The organism is Asticcacaulis tiandongensis (genome assembly GCF_006475605.1).
In the GTDB taxonomy this organism is placed as follows: domain Bacteria; phylum Pseudomonadota; class Alphaproteobacteria; order Caulobacterales; family Caulobacteraceae; genus Asticcacaulis; species Asticcacaulis tiandongensis.
In genome coordinates, this window is the sequence record NZ_SSBC01000020.1 from 104,635 (window position 1) to 122,993 (window position 18,359).

At 57.9% G+C, this 18,359-nt stretch carries 17 protein-coding genes and 1 tRNA gene; 6 read left to right on the forward strand and 12 right to left on the reverse strand.

Going from position 1 to position 18,359, the window contains the following annotated elements:
- Window positions 1–7 precede the first annotated feature (7 nt).
- The 5 genes from E5201_RS12855 to E5201_RS12875 all read right to left on the reverse strand — a co-directional run bounded on the left by E5201_RS12855 (window position 8) and on the right by E5201_RS12875 (window position 8,701).
- Window positions 8–1,093, reverse strand: a complete 1,086-nt coding sequence (locus E5201_RS12855; protein ID WP_140986673.1) for a DUF2125 domain-containing protein — start codon at window positions 1,091–1,093, stop codon at window positions 8–10.
- Between the two features lie 34 nt (window positions 1,094–1,127).
- Window positions 1,128–3,941, reverse strand: coding sequence for an ATP-dependent DNA helicase (locus E5201_RS12860; protein WP_140986865.1), 2,814 nt, complete (start codon window positions 3,939–3,941; stop codon window positions 1,128–1,130).
- A gap of 158 nt (window positions 3,942–4,099) precedes the next feature.
- A complete protein-coding gene (locus tag E5201_RS12865; RefSeq protein ID WP_140986675.1) occupies window positions 4,100–4,816 on the reverse strand; it encodes a TIGR02186 family protein in 717 nt (238 codons plus the stop codon).
- Between the two features lie 3 nt (window positions 4,817–4,819).
- Complete coding sequence (locus E5201_RS12870) at window positions 4,820–5,740, reverse strand: sulfite exporter TauE/SafE family protein (protein ID WP_140986677.1); 921 nt, start codon at window positions 5,738–5,740, stop codon at window positions 4,820–4,822.
- Between the two features lie 93 nt (window positions 5,741–5,833).
- Complete coding sequence (locus tag E5201_RS12875; RefSeq protein WP_140986679.1) at window positions 5,834–8,701, reverse strand: SEL1-like repeat protein; 2,868 nt, start codon at window positions 8,699–8,701, stop codon at window positions 5,834–5,836.
- 183 nt (window positions 8,702–8,884) lie between these two features.
- On the opposite strand from E5201_RS12875, the gene E5201_RS12880 reads away from it, so the two are divergent.
- Window positions 8,885–9,142, forward strand: a complete 258-nt coding sequence (locus tag E5201_RS12880; RefSeq protein WP_246050717.1) for a hypothetical protein — start codon at window positions 8,885–8,887, stop codon at window positions 9,140–9,142.
- Between the two features lie 10 nt (window positions 9,143–9,152).
- On the opposite strand, the gene argF is transcribed toward E5201_RS12880, so the two are convergent.
- The 3 genes from argF to E5201_RS12895 all read right to left on the reverse strand — a co-directional run bounded on the left by argF (window position 9,153) and on the right by E5201_RS12895 (window position 12,348).
- Entirely contained in the window at window positions 9,153–10,076 is a 924-nt protein-coding gene (argF, locus tag E5201_RS12885; protein ID WP_140986681.1) for an ornithine carbamoyltransferase, read from the reverse strand.
- Window positions 10,076–11,299 carry an aspartate aminotransferase family protein gene (locus E5201_RS12890; protein ID WP_140986683.1) on the reverse strand — a complete coding sequence of 408 codons (1,224 nt, stop codon included), beginning with the start codon at window positions 11,297–11,299 and terminating at the stop codon, window positions 10,076–10,078. Before E5201_RS12890 ends, argF begins: the two co-directional genes overlap by 1 nt.
- Window positions 11,300–11,409: 110 nt before the next feature.
- Window positions 11,410–12,348 carry a TraB/GumN family protein gene (locus E5201_RS12895; protein ID WP_140986685.1) on the reverse strand — a complete coding sequence of 313 codons (939 nt, stop codon included), beginning with the start codon at window positions 12,346–12,348 and terminating at the stop codon, window positions 11,410–11,412.
- 278 nt (window positions 12,349–12,626) lie between these two features.
- Between E5201_RS12895 and E5201_RS12900 the strand changes: the two genes are divergently transcribed.
- Both E5201_RS12900 and E5201_RS12905 read left to right on the forward strand, forming a co-directional pair.
- Entirely contained in the window at window positions 12,627–13,685 is a 1,059-nt protein-coding gene (locus tag E5201_RS12900; RefSeq protein ID WP_246050720.1) for a glycosyltransferase family 2 protein, read from the forward strand.
- A gap of 2 nt (window positions 13,686–13,687) precedes the next feature.
- Entirely contained in the window at window positions 13,688–14,644 is a 957-nt protein-coding gene (locus E5201_RS12905; RefSeq protein ID WP_140986687.1) for a hypothetical protein, read from the forward strand.
- Window positions 14,645–14,646: 2 nt separating this feature from the next.
- Here the strand turns inward: E5201_RS12905 and E5201_RS12910 are convergent, their stop codons facing one another.
- Window positions 14,647–14,847: a YodC family protein gene (locus E5201_RS12910; protein WP_140986688.1), complete on the reverse strand. Its 201-nt coding sequence runs from the start codon at window positions 14,845–14,847 to the stop codon at window positions 14,647–14,649.
- A 60-nt stretch (window positions 14,848–14,907) separates the two neighbouring features.
- Complete coding sequence (locus E5201_RS12915) at window positions 14,908–15,927, reverse strand: 2'-deoxycytidine 5'-triphosphate deaminase (RefSeq protein ID WP_140986690.1); 1,020 nt, start codon at window positions 15,925–15,927, stop codon at window positions 14,908–14,910.
- Window positions 15,928–16,051: 124 nt separating this feature from the next.
- On the opposite strand from E5201_RS12915, the gene apaG reads away from it, so the two are divergent.
- Complete coding sequence (apaG, locus tag E5201_RS12920; RefSeq protein ID WP_140986692.1) at window positions 16,052–16,450, forward strand: Co2+/Mg2+ efflux protein ApaG; 399 nt, start codon at window positions 16,052–16,054, stop codon at window positions 16,448–16,450.
- 6 nt (window positions 16,451–16,456) lie between these two features.
- Here the strand turns inward: apaG and gcrA are convergent, their stop codons facing one another.
- Complete coding sequence (gcrA, locus tag E5201_RS12925) at window positions 16,457–16,981, reverse strand: cell cycle sigma 70 cofactor GcrA (protein WP_140986694.1); 525 nt, start codon at window positions 16,979–16,981, stop codon at window positions 16,457–16,459.
- A gap of 390 nt (window positions 16,982–17,371) precedes the next feature.
- On the opposite strand from gcrA, the gene E5201_RS12930 reads away from it, so the two are divergent.
- Together E5201_RS12930 and E5201_RS12935 are read left to right on the forward strand one after the other, a co-directional pair.
- Complete coding sequence (locus E5201_RS12930; RefSeq protein ID WP_140986696.1) at window positions 17,372–17,695, forward strand: hypothetical protein; 324 nt, start codon at window positions 17,372–17,374, stop codon at window positions 17,693–17,695.
- A gap of 144 nt (window positions 17,696–17,839) precedes the next feature.
- Window positions 17,840–17,913 (forward strand) — tRNA-Gly (locus E5201_RS12935).
- A 35-nt stretch (window positions 17,914–17,948) separates the two neighbouring features.
- Here E5201_RS12935 and E5201_RS12940 read toward each other — a convergent pair.
- Window positions 17,949–18,359 (reverse strand): DUF2177 family protein, encoded by a 411-nt coding sequence (locus E5201_RS12940; RefSeq protein ID WP_140986697.1) that lies wholly within the window; start codon window positions 18,357–18,359, stop codon window positions 17,949–17,951.

Below are 18,359 nucleotides of genomic sequence, written 5' to 3' on the forward strand. Positions count from 1 at the left end.
TCTCTTCTCAGTGTACTACGGGCGCATCGGATACTTTGAGTGTGCCCACATAAGTGCCGCCGTCACGAAAATCAAACCCAAGTTTTACCGGTGTATCACTGATGACCAGTTGTGAACCGATAAAGGGGCGTGCCAGAGGCTCATATTCGGGGGCAATCAGGCCCGCACCAATGAGGAAACCGACGGCATCGCCCTGTCCCTTGATCTCAAGCGCCAGCGGCCCCTTGAGGGCGCGATTGGCATCGATGCCAAGGCTTTCACTTTCGGCAAACAGATCAAGCTGGTCTATGATCAGCGACGTCCGCACGCGTTTCAGGGTGCCGCCCTTATCGCGCCAGTTATTCAGGCTTTTGGTGAAATCGGCGCCTTTTAATGCGCTGAAGCGGTCGATCACGCCTTCCAGATGCAGGTTAAAGGGTTTGGATTGTCCGATGCGACCGGAAAGGCTTGCGGGTTCCCCGCGAGCACCGGTGACGCGCCACAGGAAATCGGCGCTGTCGGCGGTGTTTTCGGTCGGGCGCATATAGGCTTCAAAGCGCTGAGCCTGAGAGATGAAAAACGGATGTTCGGGCTTCGAGACGGTAAAGAGCGGATTTAGTCCTTCAAAGCGCACATCATGTACCGGATCATTGAGGCCTGAGACACTGGCGCGCAGGGCGTCGCCGGTGACGTTGACCGTCCCCAGTTCCGTGCCGTCCTTCAGGCGACCGCGATAAAGCGTCAGGCCTTCGGTGGCGACAATCACCCAGCGATCCAGCACAAAGGCCGAGGCTTCGGCCTCAAGGCGCGGGGCGGCAAAGCCCTTGCCTGAAGGGGAGATGACCTGCGCCTGATCAAGGCTTACGAACATGCGGAATGGATAACCGCGCACCTTAAGGCCGTCATGGCCGATATGATAACCTGCCCGCACCAGACCGTCGCTGTATTCGGTCATGCGCGTTTCAATCTGGCGGGCGGTGTAGAGCCAGTAGCCGCTCCACAAGCCGAACAGAACCAGCGCAAGAAGGAGCGGCCCGAACAGGCCCCAGCGCGACGGCTTCTTTTTGGATTCGGTTTCCGGCGTGGCAGCATCTGTTGTGACAGTGTCAGGCATGTTGCAATCCCGTATTGAGCGGTATGGTTTTGTTTTATCCCTGTTGTGTCACCGAAGGCAACAGAAACGCCTCAATACCGGCTATGGCCTCGGCCAGAGTGACCCGTTGCAGTACCACGCCCTCGGGCAGGCTGTCGAACAGGCGGGTAGGGGCGGCAGAATCAAGCATGACAAACACGCCGCGGTCATCTTTTTTGCGGATCAGGCGGCCAAAGGCCTGCGCCAGACGTGACCGCACCAGTGCGTCATCATAAAGCTTCTGGCCAAAATGGACTCGGCGCGCCTTATGCAGGGCATCGGGTCTCGGCCAGGGGACACGGTCAAAGGCAATCAGGCGCAGGGCCTGACCTGGTACGTCAATGCCGTCGCGCACGGCATCGGTGCCCAACAGGCAGGAATGATGTTCCGAGCGGAACACGCTGATGAGATCGGAGACATCAAGCGGATCAATATGCTGGGCATATAGCGAAATGCCGTTTTCACCCAAGGGCTTATAGAGATGCTCATAGACAGTTTTCAGGCGTCTGATGGCCGTGAACAACCCAAGTCCACCGCCTTTGGAGGCAAGGAAAAGTGCCTTCATAGCTGAGGCTACGGCACGGGGATCATCGCGCGGCACATCGGTGACGACAAACAGGCGCGCCTGTTGCTCATAGTCAAATGGCGAGGCGATACGTAAGGTGCCCGCCTCAAGCGCCAGATGCGCGGCACCGGTACGTTGTCGGGCCAATGCGAAAATATCCGGCTGTTGAGAGGCATCCGACAGGGTGGCCGAGGCCATCAGTACGCCATGCGCCGGTTTCAGCACATAGTTGGCCAGTGGCAGGCTGGGGTCTACGAAATGGCGGTGCAGAGCCGCGTCCACCAGCTTGCCATTATGGGCGATGGTGGCGAACCAGTCGACAAAGGGTGAGGGCGTGGCGGGATCGGTGTCTTCCCCGAAGGCCAGTTGTTGCAACAGGCTGCGCCATGCGGGCAGGGTGATGCGCGCGCGGCGTTCGAGGCCACGCAAAGCCCCATCCAGACGCGCCCGTTCGCCGAGGTCTATGTCTTCTTCGCTGGTCAGAACGTCTTCGATAGAACGCACCAGCGCCAGAAGCGGGGCCTCGATGCCTTGCACGGCCTTGGCGGCGGTGGCGGCGGCTTCGGCCACTTCGGGCAGGCAGGGATGGGCTTCACATTCGGCATTATGATCATCAGGGCGGTAGCGGCTTTTGGGGGCGGCCTCCTGCTGGCGCACATCGATCTGTTTCAGGACAGCGGCCAAAAGGGCTTCGATGGGGCCGACCGGTTCCATCATCTCACCGGAACGGGTGCGCGTCGTCAGGCGTTGTGACCAGCCTTCGTGCGGCAGGACGGCGGCGGCGCGCATCAGATCCTTGAGGTGGTTTTGCGCGGTTTCACGCGTCGCCAGCAGGTCGCCCAGACGTTGTTCAAGGCCGCGTGTGCGCCGTCCGCGCCCTTCGTTGCCGCGTATCCAGCGGCGCAGCTCATAGGCCTCAAGGCCAGAAAGTTCGCTGGAAAAGGCCCCGTCTGCGGCTTCGAACACATGGTGGCCTTCGTCGAAGACCAGACGCGACAGGCCGGGGGCTTCGGGTTCGCCTTCGCTACCCTTTTCGCCGGTGCCACCGGAACTCAGGTCATAGGCGGCCTGGGCCATCACAAGGGCGTGGTTGGCGATGATGATGCGCGCCGATTTCGCCTTACGGATCGATTTTTCGACAAAGCAGGTCCGGTAGTGCTGACAGGCGCTGTAGATACATTCGCCACGCCGGTCGACCAGTGAGGACGGATTAAGCGCCCCGAACATGGCCGCAGCCGATTGAGGCGGTAAAAGCGACGGCAGCCATGTCGGGAAATCGCCGCCGACAATATCGCCGTCGCGGCTATAGATGACCCAGCGCGCCAGAAGTGCAGCGATAATGGTTTCGCCCGGCCCTTGGGTGAGCGGGCCAAGCCGTTCCTGATAGTTGAGCAGGCACAGATAGTTTTCGCGCCCCTTGCGGATGGCGATGTGGTTATCGCGTTCGGCTTCGGTGGCAAACAGGGCGCGGGTATCGTTGAAAATCTGTTTTTGCAGGGCCTTGGTGTAGGTGGACACCCAGACACGGCCTTGCGATTTCTGCGCCCACTGGTGTGCGGGCGACAGATAACCCAGCGTCTTGCCCGTGCCGGTACCGGCCTCAAGCAACAGCATGTTCGGCTGATCCGTGGCCCATTTCGGCCCGAATATATCCCGCGTTTTCTGGGCAAAGCTCAGTTGCTCTTTGCGGCGTTCGGACAGTCCGGCGCGACCGAGATTTTCCCATAGGCCGGTGGTGACTTCCTCAGGTGTGAGGCTGACCTGACGGGCATCACCGGCGGGGGCCTGATCTTCCCATTCATCAAGCAATGACCAGACCTGAAGTGCGGGCGGGGAGACATAACCTTCGGGTACTGGATTTTGCGCCAGACAGGCCTCAAGAAACGGTGCCCAGACCCAGCCGTTTTCAGCCATCAGTTGCAGCGATGCCCGCGCCATCAGGCGGAAAGCCAGCGGCGCTTCGGTCAGTTCGCGCCCGAGCGCCAGTGCGACCTGCGCCAGAATGCGGGCCTGTGCTTCGGTATCTTCGGGTTCGCTATAGCCCACGGCGAGCGCCAGTCCGGCCACAGACGGCGCGCAGAAACGGGCAGGTCTTACGAAGGCAAACAGTTCGAGCAGGTCAAAATGTCTGGCTTCGCGGTGCTGACGACCGCTGAACAGGCGCTGGCGGATCAGCGGGGCATTGGCCACCAGAAGCCCTTCGCGGCCCCAAAGCTCGCGGGCCTGAGGGATGCCAATCGGTGACGCCATCCTGCCATCGCTCATGACGGCGCTTACCGGCGTCAGGGCAAAGCCCTGCGGCGGCAAAAGGCTGCGCAAGGCGGTGGCCTGATCAGCGTCAGGAACTTTGGCGGGAGGGGATTCGATCACATGTGTATATTATAGGTTTCCGCCACACTGTCCAAGTACAAAACAGGTACGGATCAGCGTCTGCGGAACAGACGCGACGCGATCAGGCCCATACCCATGCTCATCAGCACGCAAATAAGGCCATAGATCCACGCGTGACGGTGGGCGAAGTCATAGACGAAGCGCTCAAATCCCACCTTTTCCACCGTCAGGGGCTTAACGCTGTAATTGACGGGCAGGCCGTTGCGAAACAGCCAGACCTCAGCCGTATAGGTGCCTATGGGCGCATCGGAGGGCAACTCCACCTCGGCGCGGAACAGGTGGCGGTCAATAAAGCGCACGCCCGAGGCATTGTCGCTATAGAGGCCGTTTTTCTGCTGAAGCCGCACAACGGCACGCCGCCAGTCGGCATAATCGGTCTGGTGCGCCGTTTCGGCTGCAATGTCCATGGGCATATAATCAAGCCCCAGCCCCAGATGATAGCGCATCTCGTTGCGGGAAATCTCTGACAGGGGGCGGGAACTGGCGGCCATGTAAAAGCCGGGGGCACCCTCAAAGATCATCGGGCGTGAATTGAGCCACAGACCGGCCTTACGCACCTTACGCATCAGCCTTAAGTCGGTTTCCGGCCCGCGCACCACGACGATAACATCCGGCGGCGGCCCGTCCGGTTGCAGGGTTGCACCATACAGTATGACCTTAGCCCCCTGAAACGAGGAGGACACCTCAACGCGGCTCTGGGTGAGGTCGGTGGCCAGCTGGTTGGTGACGATAGGGTCGAAATCAATCATCGCCTATCCTCCGGGCCGGATAAGGACGAAGGGGTCTTCGGGCGGGATAAAAAGAGTCAGGCCCATTTGCAGGCCCGCCGTAAGTATGATCAGGGCCAGTACCAGACGGAGTTCATCGGCGCGGAAGCGGGTGCCGAAACGAATGCCGAGTTGTCCGCCAATCACCCCGCCAATCAGCAGCAGAAAAGCCAGAACCGCATCCACCGTATGGTTACGCACAGCCTGAAGGATCATGGTGACGGTTGCGGTGATGATGACCTGAAACAGGCTGGTGCCGACGACGACCGAGGCCTTCATACGCAATATGTAGATCATGGCCGGTACAATCAGGAACCCGCCGCCAACCCCCATGAGTGCCGCAAGGATGCCGACAATAAACCCGATGAACAGGGGCGGAATGACGCTGATATATAGCCCCGAGCGTGGAAAACGCATCTTGAACGGCAGGGCATAGAGCCAGGGCGGACGTTTGAGTTTTGGCCTGACGGGGGGCAGGCCTTTTTTGCGACGCAGAAGGGATGTCAGGCTTTCACGGGCCATCAATCCGCCGATACCGCATAAAAATACCAGATAGATGACCGAGATCATCAGATCGATCTGGCCCATAAGGCGCAGGATACGGAAAATCTCGACGCCCATGCCCGCACCGACCACCCCGCCAGCGGCCATCATCAGACCCATGCGGAAATCGACGCTGTCCTGACGCCGGTAACTTGAGACAGAGGAGGTGGAGGTCGCCAGCACGTGACCGGCCTGAGAGGCGACGGCAATAGAGGGCGGGATGCCGAGTGTCACGAGGACGGGGGCCATGAGAAAGCCGCCGCCAACGCCGAACAGGCCGGAGAGAAAGCCCACACCCACCCCTAATCCGGCCATGAGCCAGACATTCACCGACATTTCGGCGATGGGCAGGTACAGTTCCACTAAACTACAGTCCTGAGGTGATCATCCGGTTTTTGGAACCATAGTCCAAAAACCTTAAGGTCATTTTACGGCCACCCCGTTTCAGGCCGCTTTTTAAGGCTGCGCCGTTACCGGTTTGAAGGCGGCGGCCTGGGTTTCGGCGGTGGCGATCTGTTGCGCCGTCAGTTGCGGCTTGATCAGGCTGAGGGTGCGTGAGGCCTCGGTATCACCGGCCTTGGCGGCGATGCTGAACCACTTATAGGCTTCGGTCAGGTTCATCGGGACGCCATCGCCCTGCTGATACAGCGCACCCATATTGTAATAGGAGTCGCGTACACCATATTCGGCGGCCTTGCGGAACCACTGGGCCGCGCCGACGCGATCCTGCGATCCGCCGTCACCATTATACAGCATGATCCCGAGGTTATACATGGCGGGCGCGTGGCCACCGGCAGCGGCGCGTTCGGCCCAGTTGCGGGCTTCGGCCTTGTCGGTTTTCACCAGATTGCCTTCACCGCTATAGATCAGGCTCATGTGATATTGTGCCGGTGCATAACCCAGAAGGGCTACGCTTTTCATGGTCTCGGCAGCCTTGGGGTCATTCGACTGAAGCGTCAGGGTGGCGGCCTCATACATGGCCTTAAGGCGGGCATCGTCCTCTGCTGAGGGTGTGCTGGCCGGATCACCCGTCAGGGCGCTGGCGAGGCGGATGTCATCCTGTGACGGGGCTTTGGGGTCAGGTCTGTCCTGCATCAGCACATAGGAACCCACCGCAGCGGTGGTCAGAACCATAGCGACGGACGAGGCCTTGATGGCGCGCATCAGCGTGCTGCCACCAGCCTTTGCAGGCTTTGTGGCTGCGGCCTTGGTGCGTGACTGACCGAGCTTTAAACCCAGAGTTTTTTTCGTCTCATCGCCGCCGTCAATCGAGGCGCGCACCGCCGCCCGTGCCGCCGCCAGCGCATCGCGCGTGGACAGGGAAACACTGTCTGGTTCGGTGGAAAATTCTGTGGGTGCGGTTTCATCCTTGCCGGAGGCCAGGGCGTCAGGCTTGCGATTGAACATCGGCTGATCATCGTCTTCGAACAACAGATCAGGTGAGGCGCGGCGTGAGGCGTCGATCTCGGCGAACGGGTCGTCGCTTTCGACAGGGGCGGGCGTCATCTTTGGCGCTTGCGGCGCCAGGGCAGACAGTTCCGTGTCAAAATCGTCTTCAAACGGATCAAAAGCGGACTTGGTGACGGGGGCGGTCAGGTCGCTATCATCGGCCTGAGCGGTTACGTCCTCAAGCAGGCGCGCCGTGAGGTCGGTCTCAGTGATCTCAGGGGTATTGCTGTCGGCGCTTACCGTAGTCTCGGCTTCGGTTTCATCGAACCCGTGCTCAAACTCGGCAAACGGTTTCTTCTCAAGGTCTGTCGGGCCAAAGGGGGTTGGCAGTTCAGGCGTCGGACGCAGTTCCTGCAACAGGTTTTGCGTGCGGGCCTGTCCCAGACGGCTGTCGATCTTGCTGCGGGCTTCTTCAAGAAGCTTTTGCGTGCGTTCCTCGCTCTGGCGAATGCGATCGGCAATATCGGCGTGGGTGCGCTGATGGCGCGAATCCAGCTCCTCGCCCACACCCTGAAGCACCTGAGAGGTGCGTTTTTCGTTTTCGATGATTTTGAGGTTCAGACGTTCGGAAATACGGGCAATTTCCCCGCCGAGACGCTCAAGCGCCTGCGCATGGCTATTTTCCGCCTGTCCCAGACGGTCATCCAGCTTGTGCGACAGATGGGCAATAGCGCCGCTGGTCGAACGTTCCACCTCTGTCATCCTCTGGTTAAGGTTGCCAGCAATTTTCAGAACGTCCTGACCCATGGATTCAATGGCGCGGGCAGAGCGTTTTTCGACCGCATTCAGACGCGTTGAAATCTGTGAGACGGCCTGATCGATCTGGGTCTGGGTGTCCTGTTCCAGCGCACGTCTGATTTCAAAGCGCGAGTCATCAATCTGACGCGACAGGTCAGAGGCGAGGCGGCTTAAGGACTGTACGCTTTCGGGGTCGGTGACATCGCCGCTTTCTTCGGCGCGCAACAGGCGGGCGTCAAGACTGGCAAAGGCCTGTTCCAAGCCGCGAATGGCCGTTGAGGTCTGGGCTTCTGCGGTTTCCAGACGCTGCGACAGGCGGGTAATGACCTTGTCTATAGCCGCCTGAGCGGTACGTTCGGGATCGCGCTGTTCGCTTTGGGCCAGACGGTGCGACAGGCCCAGCATGTCCTCACGCATCCCCTTGAGCGTGTCGCGGGTACGGGTGTCATTTTCATAGAGCTGGTTGGCCAGCTTGCCGAGCGTGGCCTCAAGGGACTGAACCGTTTCGGCGACAGTATTGTTCGCCAACTGGTCCTCAAGACGGGCGATACGCTCGCGGTCTTCGCGCATATTGCCCGAAAGGCCGTCAAGGCGATCAAGGACACTGCTGCGGGTCTGTGCCGTTTCTCTTTGCAGGCGCTCGGATGCACCGCTGACGGTTTCCTGAAGGCGGGCCTCGATACGGCTGTCGGTATTGGCCAGCGCCTCTTCGGAGCGTTCCAGACGGTTGAGCAGGGCCTCGACAGCCTGTGATACGCCGCGTACCGCGTTTGCCGAACGGGTTTCAGAGGTTTCAATGCGTGCCCCCAGACCTTCGAGGGCGCGTGCCACGCGACTCAGGTCGGGTTCGTAATCAGCGCCATCGTCGTAATCAGGCTCATCTAAAGGACGGCGGTTGCGTGCGGGCTTATGGCGACCGGATTCGTAACGTGTCTCCATACGTGTCTCCGGGCGGGAGTCATAGGGACGTGAGCGGCGGCTTTCGTCGCGAATGACCGCAGCGACATCATGGCCTTCGAGAATCATGTGATTCAGCCATTCCCCCAGCGTCATGCCGGAACGGCGCGCCAAATCCTTGGCCACTTCACGGGCCTTGGAATCTATTCCTTTTACGCTCCAGGGCGTGGCGGAGGTCATGCGAATCCCCTCAATTGGTTAATTGAGAGGCTAATACTCATTATGTGGGGTGTAAACCTTTTGTTAACCTCAATATCTGGGGGTAACTCACTCTTCTGTGGAAGATGAAGGCTTGCGAATCGCCTGAAAAGTGTATCCGCGAATTGTACGGGCGACGGGCATAAAAAAATACCAGCGCCTCTTGTGCGTTTTCAAATGCTGAACCATATGCGCGGCATGGAACTGACCTTAAACACCACGCTCATATGGTTGTCGGCCCTTGCGGTAACGGCGGCTTTTTCCGGTTATATGGGCGCGCGCCCGACCAGCCTTAAACAGACAGGTCCGCGTATGGTGCCCTGGCGGTTTATCATGCTGCTTGCGGTGACTGCAGCGATAGTTCTGCTGGTGCATCTGCTATCGCTGCTGGGTCTTAAGACCGATCCGCCCCAAGGTTATTAGCGACTTGCTATTAGCCCTTAAAGCACCAGGCCAGAACGGCTTTCTGGGCGTGAATGCGGTTTTCCGCCTCGTCGAAGATCACCGACTGCGGGCCATCAATCACTTCAGCCGACACTTCTTCGCCACGGTGCGCCGGCAGGCAATGCAGGAATATGGCATCGGGTTTGGCCAGTGCCATCAGGTCGGCATTGACCTGATAGGGGCAAAGCGCTTTCAGGCGTTCTTCAGCATCCTCATCCCCCATCGAGACCCATGTGTCGGTCATGACGACGTCGGCATCCCTGACGGCCTCGGTCGGGTCGGCGGTAATATGCACATCGGCACCGGACTGAGTAATGAAGTCGAGATCAGCCGCACAGGGCAGATAGGCTTCGGGAGCGGCAATATTCAGACGGAAGCCGAAGCGCGCCGCCGCATGAATAAAGCTGGTGCAGACATTATTGCCGTCACCGATCCACGCCAGAGTCTTGCCCTTAACATTGCCGCGATGTTCTTCGATGGTCTGAAGGTCGGCAATGATCTGACACGGGTGGGATTTATCGGTCAGGCCGTTGATCACCGGAATGGTCGAGATCGCCGCCAGACGTTCGACATCGGCATGGCGTTTGGCACGGATCATGATGGCATCGACCATGCGCGACAATACATGGGCGGTGTCTTCGATGGTTTCACCACGCCCAAGCTGCATGTCCGTGGCCGTTGAAATCAGGGCGTCACCGCCCAGTTGACGAATGGCCGCATCGAACGAAAAGCGGGTGCGGGTTGAATTTTTCTCAAAAATCATCGCCAGCACACGGTCTGTGGCCGGTGCATCGGCATCGACACGCCCCTTGGGCCAGCCCTTGCGGGCGGCCTTACGGGCATGGGCATCATCAAGAATGGCCCGCAAATCTTCGGCGCTGAGATCAGCAATATCGAGGAAATGTCTGGTCATCAGGCAGGTTCCTTTTTGGCAGCCTCACGGGCGGCAATGAAGGTTTTTTCCAGCAGGCCGAGCGCTTCGCGCGCCTCGTCGATGCTGAGGTTCAGCGGCGGCAGAAGGCGCACACAATTGTCCGAACCGCCGGCAATCAGCAGGCCGTTGTCGCGGGCCAGTGTCATGACTTCACGATTGTTCGGTATGACCTTGATGCCAACCAGAAGGCCCTTACCGCGAATATCTTCAATGATATCGGGGAAGGCGGCCTTCAGGCCCTGAAGTTGCTGACGCAGGAAGCCTGAGACTTCGTTGACGTGATCAAGCGCTTCGGACTTTGACAATTCGCCATAGGCCGCCAGACCCACAGCCATCGCCAGCGGATTGCCGCCAAAAGTCGAGCCGTGCGTGCCGGGAATCATGCCTGCTGATGCCGCTTCAGTGGCCAGACAGGCCCCGATAGGGAAGCCGCCGCCCAATGCCTTGGCGGTGGTCAGGACGTCAGGTTGCACGCCGGTCCATTGATAGGCCCACAGCTTGCCCGTCCGGCCGACGCCGCACTGGATTTCATCAAACATCAGCAACAGGCCGTTCTGGTCACACAGATTGCGCAGGAACTGAAGCTCGGTTTCGCTGAGCGCCCGTGCGCCGCCTTCGCCCTGTACCGGTTCCACCAGAATGGCGGCTGCGGTCGGGGCGGCGGCGGCGGCCTTAATGGCCTCAGGGTCATCAAGCGACAGGTGCACATAGCCCGGTAGCTTTGGCCCAAAGCCGGTGAGATAGGCGTCATTACCACCGGCATTGACGGCGGCATAGGAGCGTCCGTGGAACGCGCCTTCGAAGGTGATGACGTCGATACGTTCGGGCTGGCCCTTGTCAGCGTGGAACTTGCGCGCCAGTTTCAGGGCGCATTCAATGGCTTCGGTGCCGGAATTGGTGAAAAACACCTTGTCGGCAAACGAATCCGCACACAGGCGGTTGGCCAGTTCTTCCTGTTCGGGAATCCGGTAAATGTTCGACACATGCCAGACCTTCTCGGCCTGCGCCTTGACCGCCTTGATCAGTTTCGGGTGGCAATGCCCCAGACCGTTGGTGGCAATGCCCTGCACCAGATCGACAAATACGCGCCCGTCGCGGGCGTGAAGTCGCACCCCTTCACCGCGTTCGACCTCTAAGGGTGCGCGGTTATAAACCCCGAACAGATGGCTTTGCGCCTGATCGCTGGGTTGAGAGGTGGTCATGGTTTAGGGTTCCCTTAAAAGAATTATCCCTCCCGCCCTGTTCAGGCCGGAGGGATAGATTGCAGAAGGCGGTTCTTTTGGGGATAAATCGCCCGAAAGTCAAGATTCCATTATGGCTTCGGTGACTGGCTGTAGTCGTAACCGGCGACCTCAATGCCGTCGGCCTTGAGCATGTTTTGTACGCTGTCCGGCCCTGTCAGGTGGCCTGCACCGACGACGATGAACTGTGTGCCTGAGCCTTCGAGGATGGTCTTGATTGCGCCGATCCAGTTGCGGTTACGCTTGACCATCAGGGATTCGTATATGGCCGGTGTTTTTTCCTTCATTTCCTGCACCAGCAGCCCCTCAAGGATGGCGTCATCGCCAATCAGCCAGGCATCAACCAGTTCCGAAATAATGTCCTGACTGTAGGCTTCTTCGGAGACGGTCATCCACAGATATTCTGACTGCGCCTCAGGCGGGGCATTGGCGAAGGACAGGAACTGATCTTCCATGCTTTCAAGGCCTTTGACCGGCAGGCCTTTGGCCTTGGCGCGGGCCATGAAGGTCTTGTCGACGCCGATATTCGGATCAAAACCTGAAGCTTCAAGTTGTTTTATCGACAGCATCAGGGCCACCAGCCAGGGCTTAAGCGGTTTAACCTGATCCGGATTTATGCCGTGGCGGGTCAGGCTGTCGCGTATCTGCGTGACCTGTTCGGGGGTATAGGGCTCATAGAGGCCCCATGTCGGGTCTGTGCCATATTTCATGACAAGGGCCGCTGCCTGCGCCTGATCGTCAATGTCGGCGATCTCAAGATAAAGTGTGTCGGCGCTGTCAAATACGGCCTCAAGCTCAGGCGTCAGCCATTGAGACTCAGCCTTCAGGAGGTGCACCGAACCAAACAGATAGACGGTGGAATCGGCGTCTTTGACGACCCACATGTTTGGTCTTTTGTCCGCACTGACCTCAGTGGGGGCTTCGGCAAAAGCCGGAATGGCTGCAAGACTTGTGAACGCGGCGATAAGAGCCGCCAGTATAGGACGGCGGGCAAATTCAGGCAGGCGCATGTTCTCTCCGGAACAGTTTAAGGCTGAAGATATTTTCTGTTTATTCGAATAGTGTGGCGATCTTAAAGGCCAGCGGCAGGAAGGATCGTATTTTCCTTTTCAATAGCATTAATCATGTCAGACGTCCTGTCATTCAAAAAGAAGATATAGTGCGTTCTGGAGGGCTGCGGAATTAAGGGGCTGGATAATGCTTAATGTCTGTTAATCCTGATGCCATACGCTATATTTACATCTCAGGGTTAGCCTGATGCCATTACGGATATTCAGCCGGATGGCCCATGCTCACTCTTCTCAGTCGTTTTAACGAGAGCCTCACGGCTCCGCCTGTATCGAAAGCTACCCTCAAAGGCATGTCTGCCACCCGTTTTAGCCCTTCGCAGGATCGTTTGACCGCCAGTCCCGTAACTCTGATTATTCCGACCTTTCGCCGCCCTGACGGATTGAGGACGGCGCTTGAGTCCGTTTTCATGCAAAAGGGCGTCGAGCGTGTGCCTTTGCGTATTGTCGTGTGTGACAATAGCCCCGAAGGCTCGGCGCGTGCATATGTCGAGGCCCTCACGCCACCTGACAAGATGACGGTGGTCTATCTGCATGAGCCTAACCCCGGTGTCGCCAATGCGCGGAATGCGGCCCTGAAAGTCGACCATGATCCGTTTATTGTCTTTCTTGACGACGATGAGGAAGCGCCGCCTTACTGGCTGTCGCGCATGCTCAGTACTCAATGTCAGTTTAAGGCGGACGTGGTGTTTGGCCCCGTTATTGCCCGTCTTAAGGACGAGAATGTCGCCTATCGGGACTATTTTGAATCCTTCTTTTCGCGCACAGGCCCTGAGACGCCGGGATTGCTCGATGTGTATTTCGGCTGCGGCAATAGCTTGATCCGGCGCGATTCCCTGCCGCGTAAGGGTGATGTCTTCTCGCTTGAGCGCAATAATTGCGGGGGTGAAGATGACAAGCTGTTTTACGGTTTGCAGCAGTCGGGGGCGCGCATTGCCTGGGCGCCCGATGCGGTGGTCCACGAAGACGTGCCCGAAAGCCGTTCCAATCTCGGCTATACCCTTAAGCGTGCCTTTGCCTACGGGCAGGGGCCTTCGACCACAGCCATGGCGGCTATACCGCCAAAGCCCGTAAGCTGTGCCTACTGGATGCTTAATGGTCTGGTGCAGATGACGGTGTTTGGTATCGCCGGTGGTCTGCTGTGGCTGGTACGGGCGAAGGTCGCCCCTAATGTGCTCGACAAGGCGGCGCGTGGGGCTGGAAAGCTTCTGTGGTTCCCGCCGTTCAAGATGCATTTCTACGGCACGGCGCTGCTCAAGAAAAATCCGGCGGGGCGTTGATAATGCCAGAAACTTTAAACGATATTTTGCAGTGGGATGCGGATAAAAAAGCCGGTTTTTCGCGCGAAAACCTGCTGTTTCAGCATCAGTTGGACAAAAGTGACCTGTTCAGCGATGAGGCCCTGATTGCGCTGATCGACCGTTATCCGCGTGACAAACTCGAAGTTTTCACGATGGGCTATGATCCGACCAACTGGACCCAATGGTATATGGGGCGACGCGGCGATCATGATGGTCGCTCACTCATGGAAGGTGTGCGTGCCGGTCGTCTGTGGCTCAATCTGCGTAAGGTCAATCAGTCTGATGCGGACATCGGTGCGCTGTGTGACGCCATGTTTGCCGAGATCAAGGCAAAGTCAGGCGTGACGACGCTGAAGCAGGATCTGGGGCTGTTGATTTCTTCGCCCAACGCGCATGTCTTCTATCACCTCGATATACCGCTGGTGACGCTGTATCAGATACGCGGCATCAAGCGGGTCTATGTCTATCCGCCGACCTCCGAGTTTGTCACCGATCGCGATCTTGAGGCCATTGCCCTGCGCGAAAACGATGAGCAGTTGCCGTTTAATCCGGAATGGGACAAGGCGGCGATGGTGGTCGATTTTCAGCCCGGTGAAATGTTGACCTGGAAGCAGAACGCGCCGCACCGCATCGTCAATCACGATATGGTCAATGTGTCGCTATCGATTGAGTTCATGACGCCACGCGCCATCTGGAGGGCCAATGTCCTCTACGCCAATGGCCTGCTGCGGCGCTGGTTTAGGCTCGATCCGTCGATTGAGCGCTCACCGAAATGGCTTGAACCGTTCAAGGTCGTCTTTGCACGACTGGTGAAAATGGCGGGTGGTTATACCGGCGGCAAGAATCCGCTGAAGCCACGATTTACGCTCGATGCTAAGGCCGCACATGTGCTGCATTTTGATCAGGACACGCCTGCGCCGGTAAATGATGTCGCCTGACCCTATAATGATGGCGCGGCCGTCGGATGGGCGTCGGTTATTTCCGCATGGATCAGGAGGTCTTCCCTGAATTTATCCGTGTGCCGGTCATTATGGTCGTCAAACCATTCACAATAGACATAACCGTCGCCGTCGATATTGCTGACGGTCATGAATGGGCCGCCGTCCTTAAACTGTACGTTTTCACCGATACTGAAAGCCATATGACCCTCCTTGGATTACAGGATCATTCAGGCCTGATGAGTGCAAAAAAACGATCCGGTTTATGACCAGTTTTTAAAATGTTTCGACAGTTTCAGGCCCTGCTTCTGATAGTGTGACCCGGACTGGCCATAGAGTTTCTCAGGCTTTTCGGTCAGGGGTTCATAGACGAGACGTGCGACCGTCTGGCCGTCCTCAAGCAGGAAGGGGGCCTCATGGCAACGCACCTCAAGGACGCCTTTCGAGCCGACGCCACCCGCTTCAGCTGTGCCGAAACCGGGGTCAAAGAAACCGGCATAGTGCACGCGGAACTCACCGACGCCGGGGTCAATCGGCAGCATCTCGGCGGCTTCATCCACAGGGATGACGACCTCGGTCTTTGAGGCCAGAATATAGAATTCGCCCGGATCGAGCAGCAGTTGCCCGTCTTTGGCAGTCAAAGGTTCCCAGAAGTCGCGCGGATCGTGGCCCCCTACGTGGTCGAGGTCGATGACACCGGCATGGCGGCGGGCGCGGTAACCGACCATCGGGCCGGTGAGATCGACTTCACAATCGACCGAATGGGTGCGGGGCACATCGCCGGTTTTCAGGCGTAACTGATTAAGGCGCGTGCCGGTGCGTACCAGTACGGAAAAGGTCTGGGGGACGATCTCAAGGAAAATCGGGCCAGTATAGCTTTCGGCCACGTCATCGAACAAAGCCCCTTCGTCGGTCAGAAGGCGCACAAACACGTCCACGCGACCCGTAGAGCTTTTGGGATTGGCGCGGGCCGAAACCCCTGCGGGCAGGTTCAGATGTTCCTGCAACTCAGCGATATAGACGCAACCGGCTTCAAGGACGGCCCCCTTGGTCAGGTCCATCTCGTGCATCTGCACATATTTCAGACGATCCATGACCTTGCGCCCGCGCGGCAGATAGGAGGCGCGCACCCGCCAGGCCTTAAGGCCCAGCCGCAAATCAAGGCTGGCAGGCTGAATCTGATCGGCGTCAAACGGGGTCTGGCTGGTGATAGCGCCTTGTGAAATCAGGTCACGGATGGATTGCAGCGGCAGAATGCCTACCGGTGGGGCTGAGGTCGTCATGAACGGCCAAAGTCTTTCTGTAATTTACGGAAGCGGCATTTAAGCTGCAATTTCGGATGTCGCAAAGAAAAACTATGCACTTTGCGGGGTTTATAAGGCTATAGAAGCCGGTTATGATCAGGGCATGATCTATAAGCAGACAACCAATGACATAACCATCAGCGTGCGCGTCGAATATATTGTCCCCGATGATGAGGAGACCACACCGCAGGTCTGGGCATGGGCCTATTTCATCACTATGGAAAACAAGGGGCGTGACACCGTGCAACTCAAGACCCGCCACTGGACGATCACCGATGCCTTGGGGCGCGTGCAGACCGTGGACGGCGTGGGGGTTGTCGGGGAAAACCCCTTGCTTGAGCCGGATGATGTCTATCGCTATCAGTCCGGTTGCCCGCTGCAAACGCCGTCGGGGTCAATGACCGGTTACTATATGTTCGAGAACACAGACGGGGAGATGATGAAAATCCCTGTGCCCGCCTTTTCGCTCGATGTGCCCGGTCAGCGACGTGTCCTGAACTGAAGTGCCTTAAAGGTAACGACGAAGACTGCGTGACAGATCGGTGCCGGTGTCTTTTTTCTTCTTTTGCTGCGGCTGATAGGCCTGACGGGCATGCTCGACGCAATAGGGGGCGCCATCGCCTGCGCGGCGGCCACAGAAGGTGAAGCCGTCTGATGACGGGTCACCGATAGGCCATTTGCACATCTTGGTGCCAAGCGTCAGAACCGTGGCCGTGCCAGGTTCTTCGATGGTGGGCAGGGCAGGCACCTGTGCCGGACGCGTGGCGACGGGCGTATCGGTGATAACGGCCCGGCGTGGGGCGACCGCCTGAGGTGCAGGGGCTGGTGCGGCGGCACGAGGCGGACGGGCCGGTTTATACAGCGGACGCGCCGGTTGCGATGGAGCAGCACGACCGGAAAGACCCAGACGATGCACCTTACCGATCACGGCATTACGCGTTACGCCGCCTAATTGCTTGGCGATCTGGCTGGCGGAATGACCTTCCTGCCAAAGTTTTTTCAGGGTTTCCACCCGTTCGTCTGTCCAGCTCATGAGACGTAAGCTCCCCTTGATTAACACGTTCTGCGCGGTGGGCGCGGCCACAAGATGTTGATTTAAGCGACGGGAGATTTCAGTGCCGCCGTCCACATATCGTAAACAAAACGTTAAAAAGCGCAATATGTAGTGTTTGGGGATAAGTCACATGTCCACATAAAACTATATGTAGTGGTCATCTGTGGATAAGGTTTTCTCTTTGCCCTAATCGGCGTCGATTCGCTACCGCACTTCAGTTGCACCGGTGCAATTTTATGAAAGGTGGCATGGGTCAGTCTGATTTTTCATCCCGCTTAAGCTGCGCTTGCGGTGGTCTCAACTTTTTGTTATTGGGTTGTCGTTACTAAATGACATGCCGCTAAAGGCATGAATTGGGGGATGTCCACGATGAAAAAAATTATAAGCGCAGCCTGTGCTGTGTCGCTTCTGCTTGGGACCACGGCCTGTACGTCCACACCTAAGGTGGCGGTTCAGCAAACGGACGATTTCAAGCTGACCTGCGAAGGCCTGAATGCCGAGTTTAAAAAGCTTGATACCGTCATGGAAGAGGCTGACCACAACAAGGGCGTGAATACCGCCAATGTGGCGGCCGTTCTGTTTTTCTGGCCAGCCGCAGTCGGGAACTATATGAGCGCCGCGGACGCCGAAAAGCTTGTGGAAAAGCGCCGTACGCATCTGATGGAAATCTATAAGTCCAAAGGCTGCGTATAGTCCTTAACCGGCTAACGGGATTATAAGGCTCAGGCTAAGGTCTGGGCCTTTTTCGTTTCAGGGTATCAGAGGGAGATGAGTGGGGAAAATCCACAGGCCTCTGTTGACGGCAGGGCCAGGGTTGTGGCACTAGGCAAAGGGTTCGCGGGTGTAGCTCAATGGTAGAGCAGCAGCTTCCCAAGCTGACGACGAGGGTTCGATTCCCTTCACCCGCTCCAAGCCTTTATTTTCCCGAAATTTATCGTCAGTGATCTTATCTCGACCGGAATTTAAAGCCGGTCCAGGCTGAGATGCCTGCGCAGGTGCCGGTCAGAACCGTACCCCAGATCAGGTCAATGATTGTCATCGATAAGGGCCAGTCCTTAAGGGTGGCGGCATTGGTCAGATCATAGGTCGCATAGGCGACAAAACCGAAAAAAGCCCCCGAAATCAGAGCGGTTCTAATCTTTCCGTCCCTGAAGGCAGGCCAGACGGCGAAATAAAAAGTACCTGCCAGATAGATAAGATAAAAAGCCGCTGCCGCGACGAAATCCGGCTTGGGGGCCAGCAGATGACCGATAGCCTGCTGATAAAAGCCTGTCGAAATGATGCCTAACCACAGGGCGTCCATGGCCAGAAACGACAGGGCGAGTACGGCGAAGGCTATGAGATGGGCTTTTGTCAT

What these genes read in the sequence shown, in the direction of transcription:
- E5201_RS12855 (WP_140986673.1), bottom strand. Translation starts at nt 1,093, where the DNA reads ATGCCTGACACTGTCACAACAGATGCTGCCACGCCGGAAACCGAATCC.
- E5201_RS12860 (WP_140986865.1), bottom strand. Translation starts at nt 3,941, where the DNA reads ATGAGCGATGGCAGGATGGCGTCACCGATTGGCATCCCTCAGGCCCGC.
- E5201_RS12865 (WP_140986675.1), bottom strand. Translation starts at nt 4,816, where the DNA reads ATGATTGATTTCGACCCTATCGTCACCAACCAGCTGGCCACCGACCTC.
- E5201_RS12875 (WP_140986679.1), bottom strand. Translation starts at nt 8,701, where the DNA reads ATGACCTCCGCCACGCCCTGGAGCGTAAAAGGAATAGATTCCAAGGCC.
- argF (WP_140986681.1), bottom strand. Translation starts at nt 10,076, where the DNA reads ATGACCAGACATTTCCTCGATATTGCTGATCTCAGCGCCGAAGATTTG.
- E5201_RS12890 (WP_140986683.1), bottom strand. Translation starts at nt 11,299, where the DNA reads ATGACCACCTCTCAACCCAGCGATCAGGCGCAAAGCCATCTGTTCGGG.
- E5201_RS12895 (WP_140986685.1), bottom strand. Translation starts at nt 12,348, where the DNA reads ATGCGCCTGCCTGAATTTGCCCGCCGTCCTATACTGGCGGCTCTTATC.
- E5201_RS12900 (WP_246050720.1), top strand. Translation starts at nt 12,627, where the DNA reads ATGCTCACTCTTCTCAGTCGTTTTAACGAGAGCCTCACGGCTCCGCCT.
- E5201_RS12905 (WP_140986687.1), top strand. Translation starts at nt 13,688, where the DNA reads ATGCCAGAAACTTTAAACGATATTTTGCAGTGGGATGCGGATAAAAAA.
- E5201_RS12910 (WP_140986688.1), bottom strand. Translation starts at nt 14,847, where the DNA reads ATGGCTTTCAGTATCGGTGAAAACGTACAGTTTAAGGACGGCGGCCCA.
- E5201_RS12915 (WP_140986690.1), bottom strand. Translation starts at nt 15,927, where the DNA reads ATGACGACCTCAGCCCCACCGGTAGGCATTCTGCCGCTGCAATCCATC.
- apaG (WP_140986692.1), top strand. Translation starts at nt 16,052, where the DNA reads ATGATCTATAAGCAGACAACCAATGACATAACCATCAGCGTGCGCGTC.
- gcrA (WP_140986694.1), bottom strand. Translation starts at nt 16,981, where the DNA reads ATGAGCTGGACAGACGAACGGGTGGAAACCCTGAAAAAACTTTGGCAG.
- E5201_RS12930 (WP_140986696.1), top strand. Translation starts at nt 17,372, where the DNA reads ATGAAAAAAATTATAAGCGCAGCCTGTGCTGTGTCGCTTCTGCTTGGG.
- E5201_RS12940 (WP_140986697.1), bottom strand. Translation starts at nt 18,359, where the DNA reads ATGACAAAAGCCCATCTCATAGCCTTCGCCGTACTCGCCCTGTCGTTT.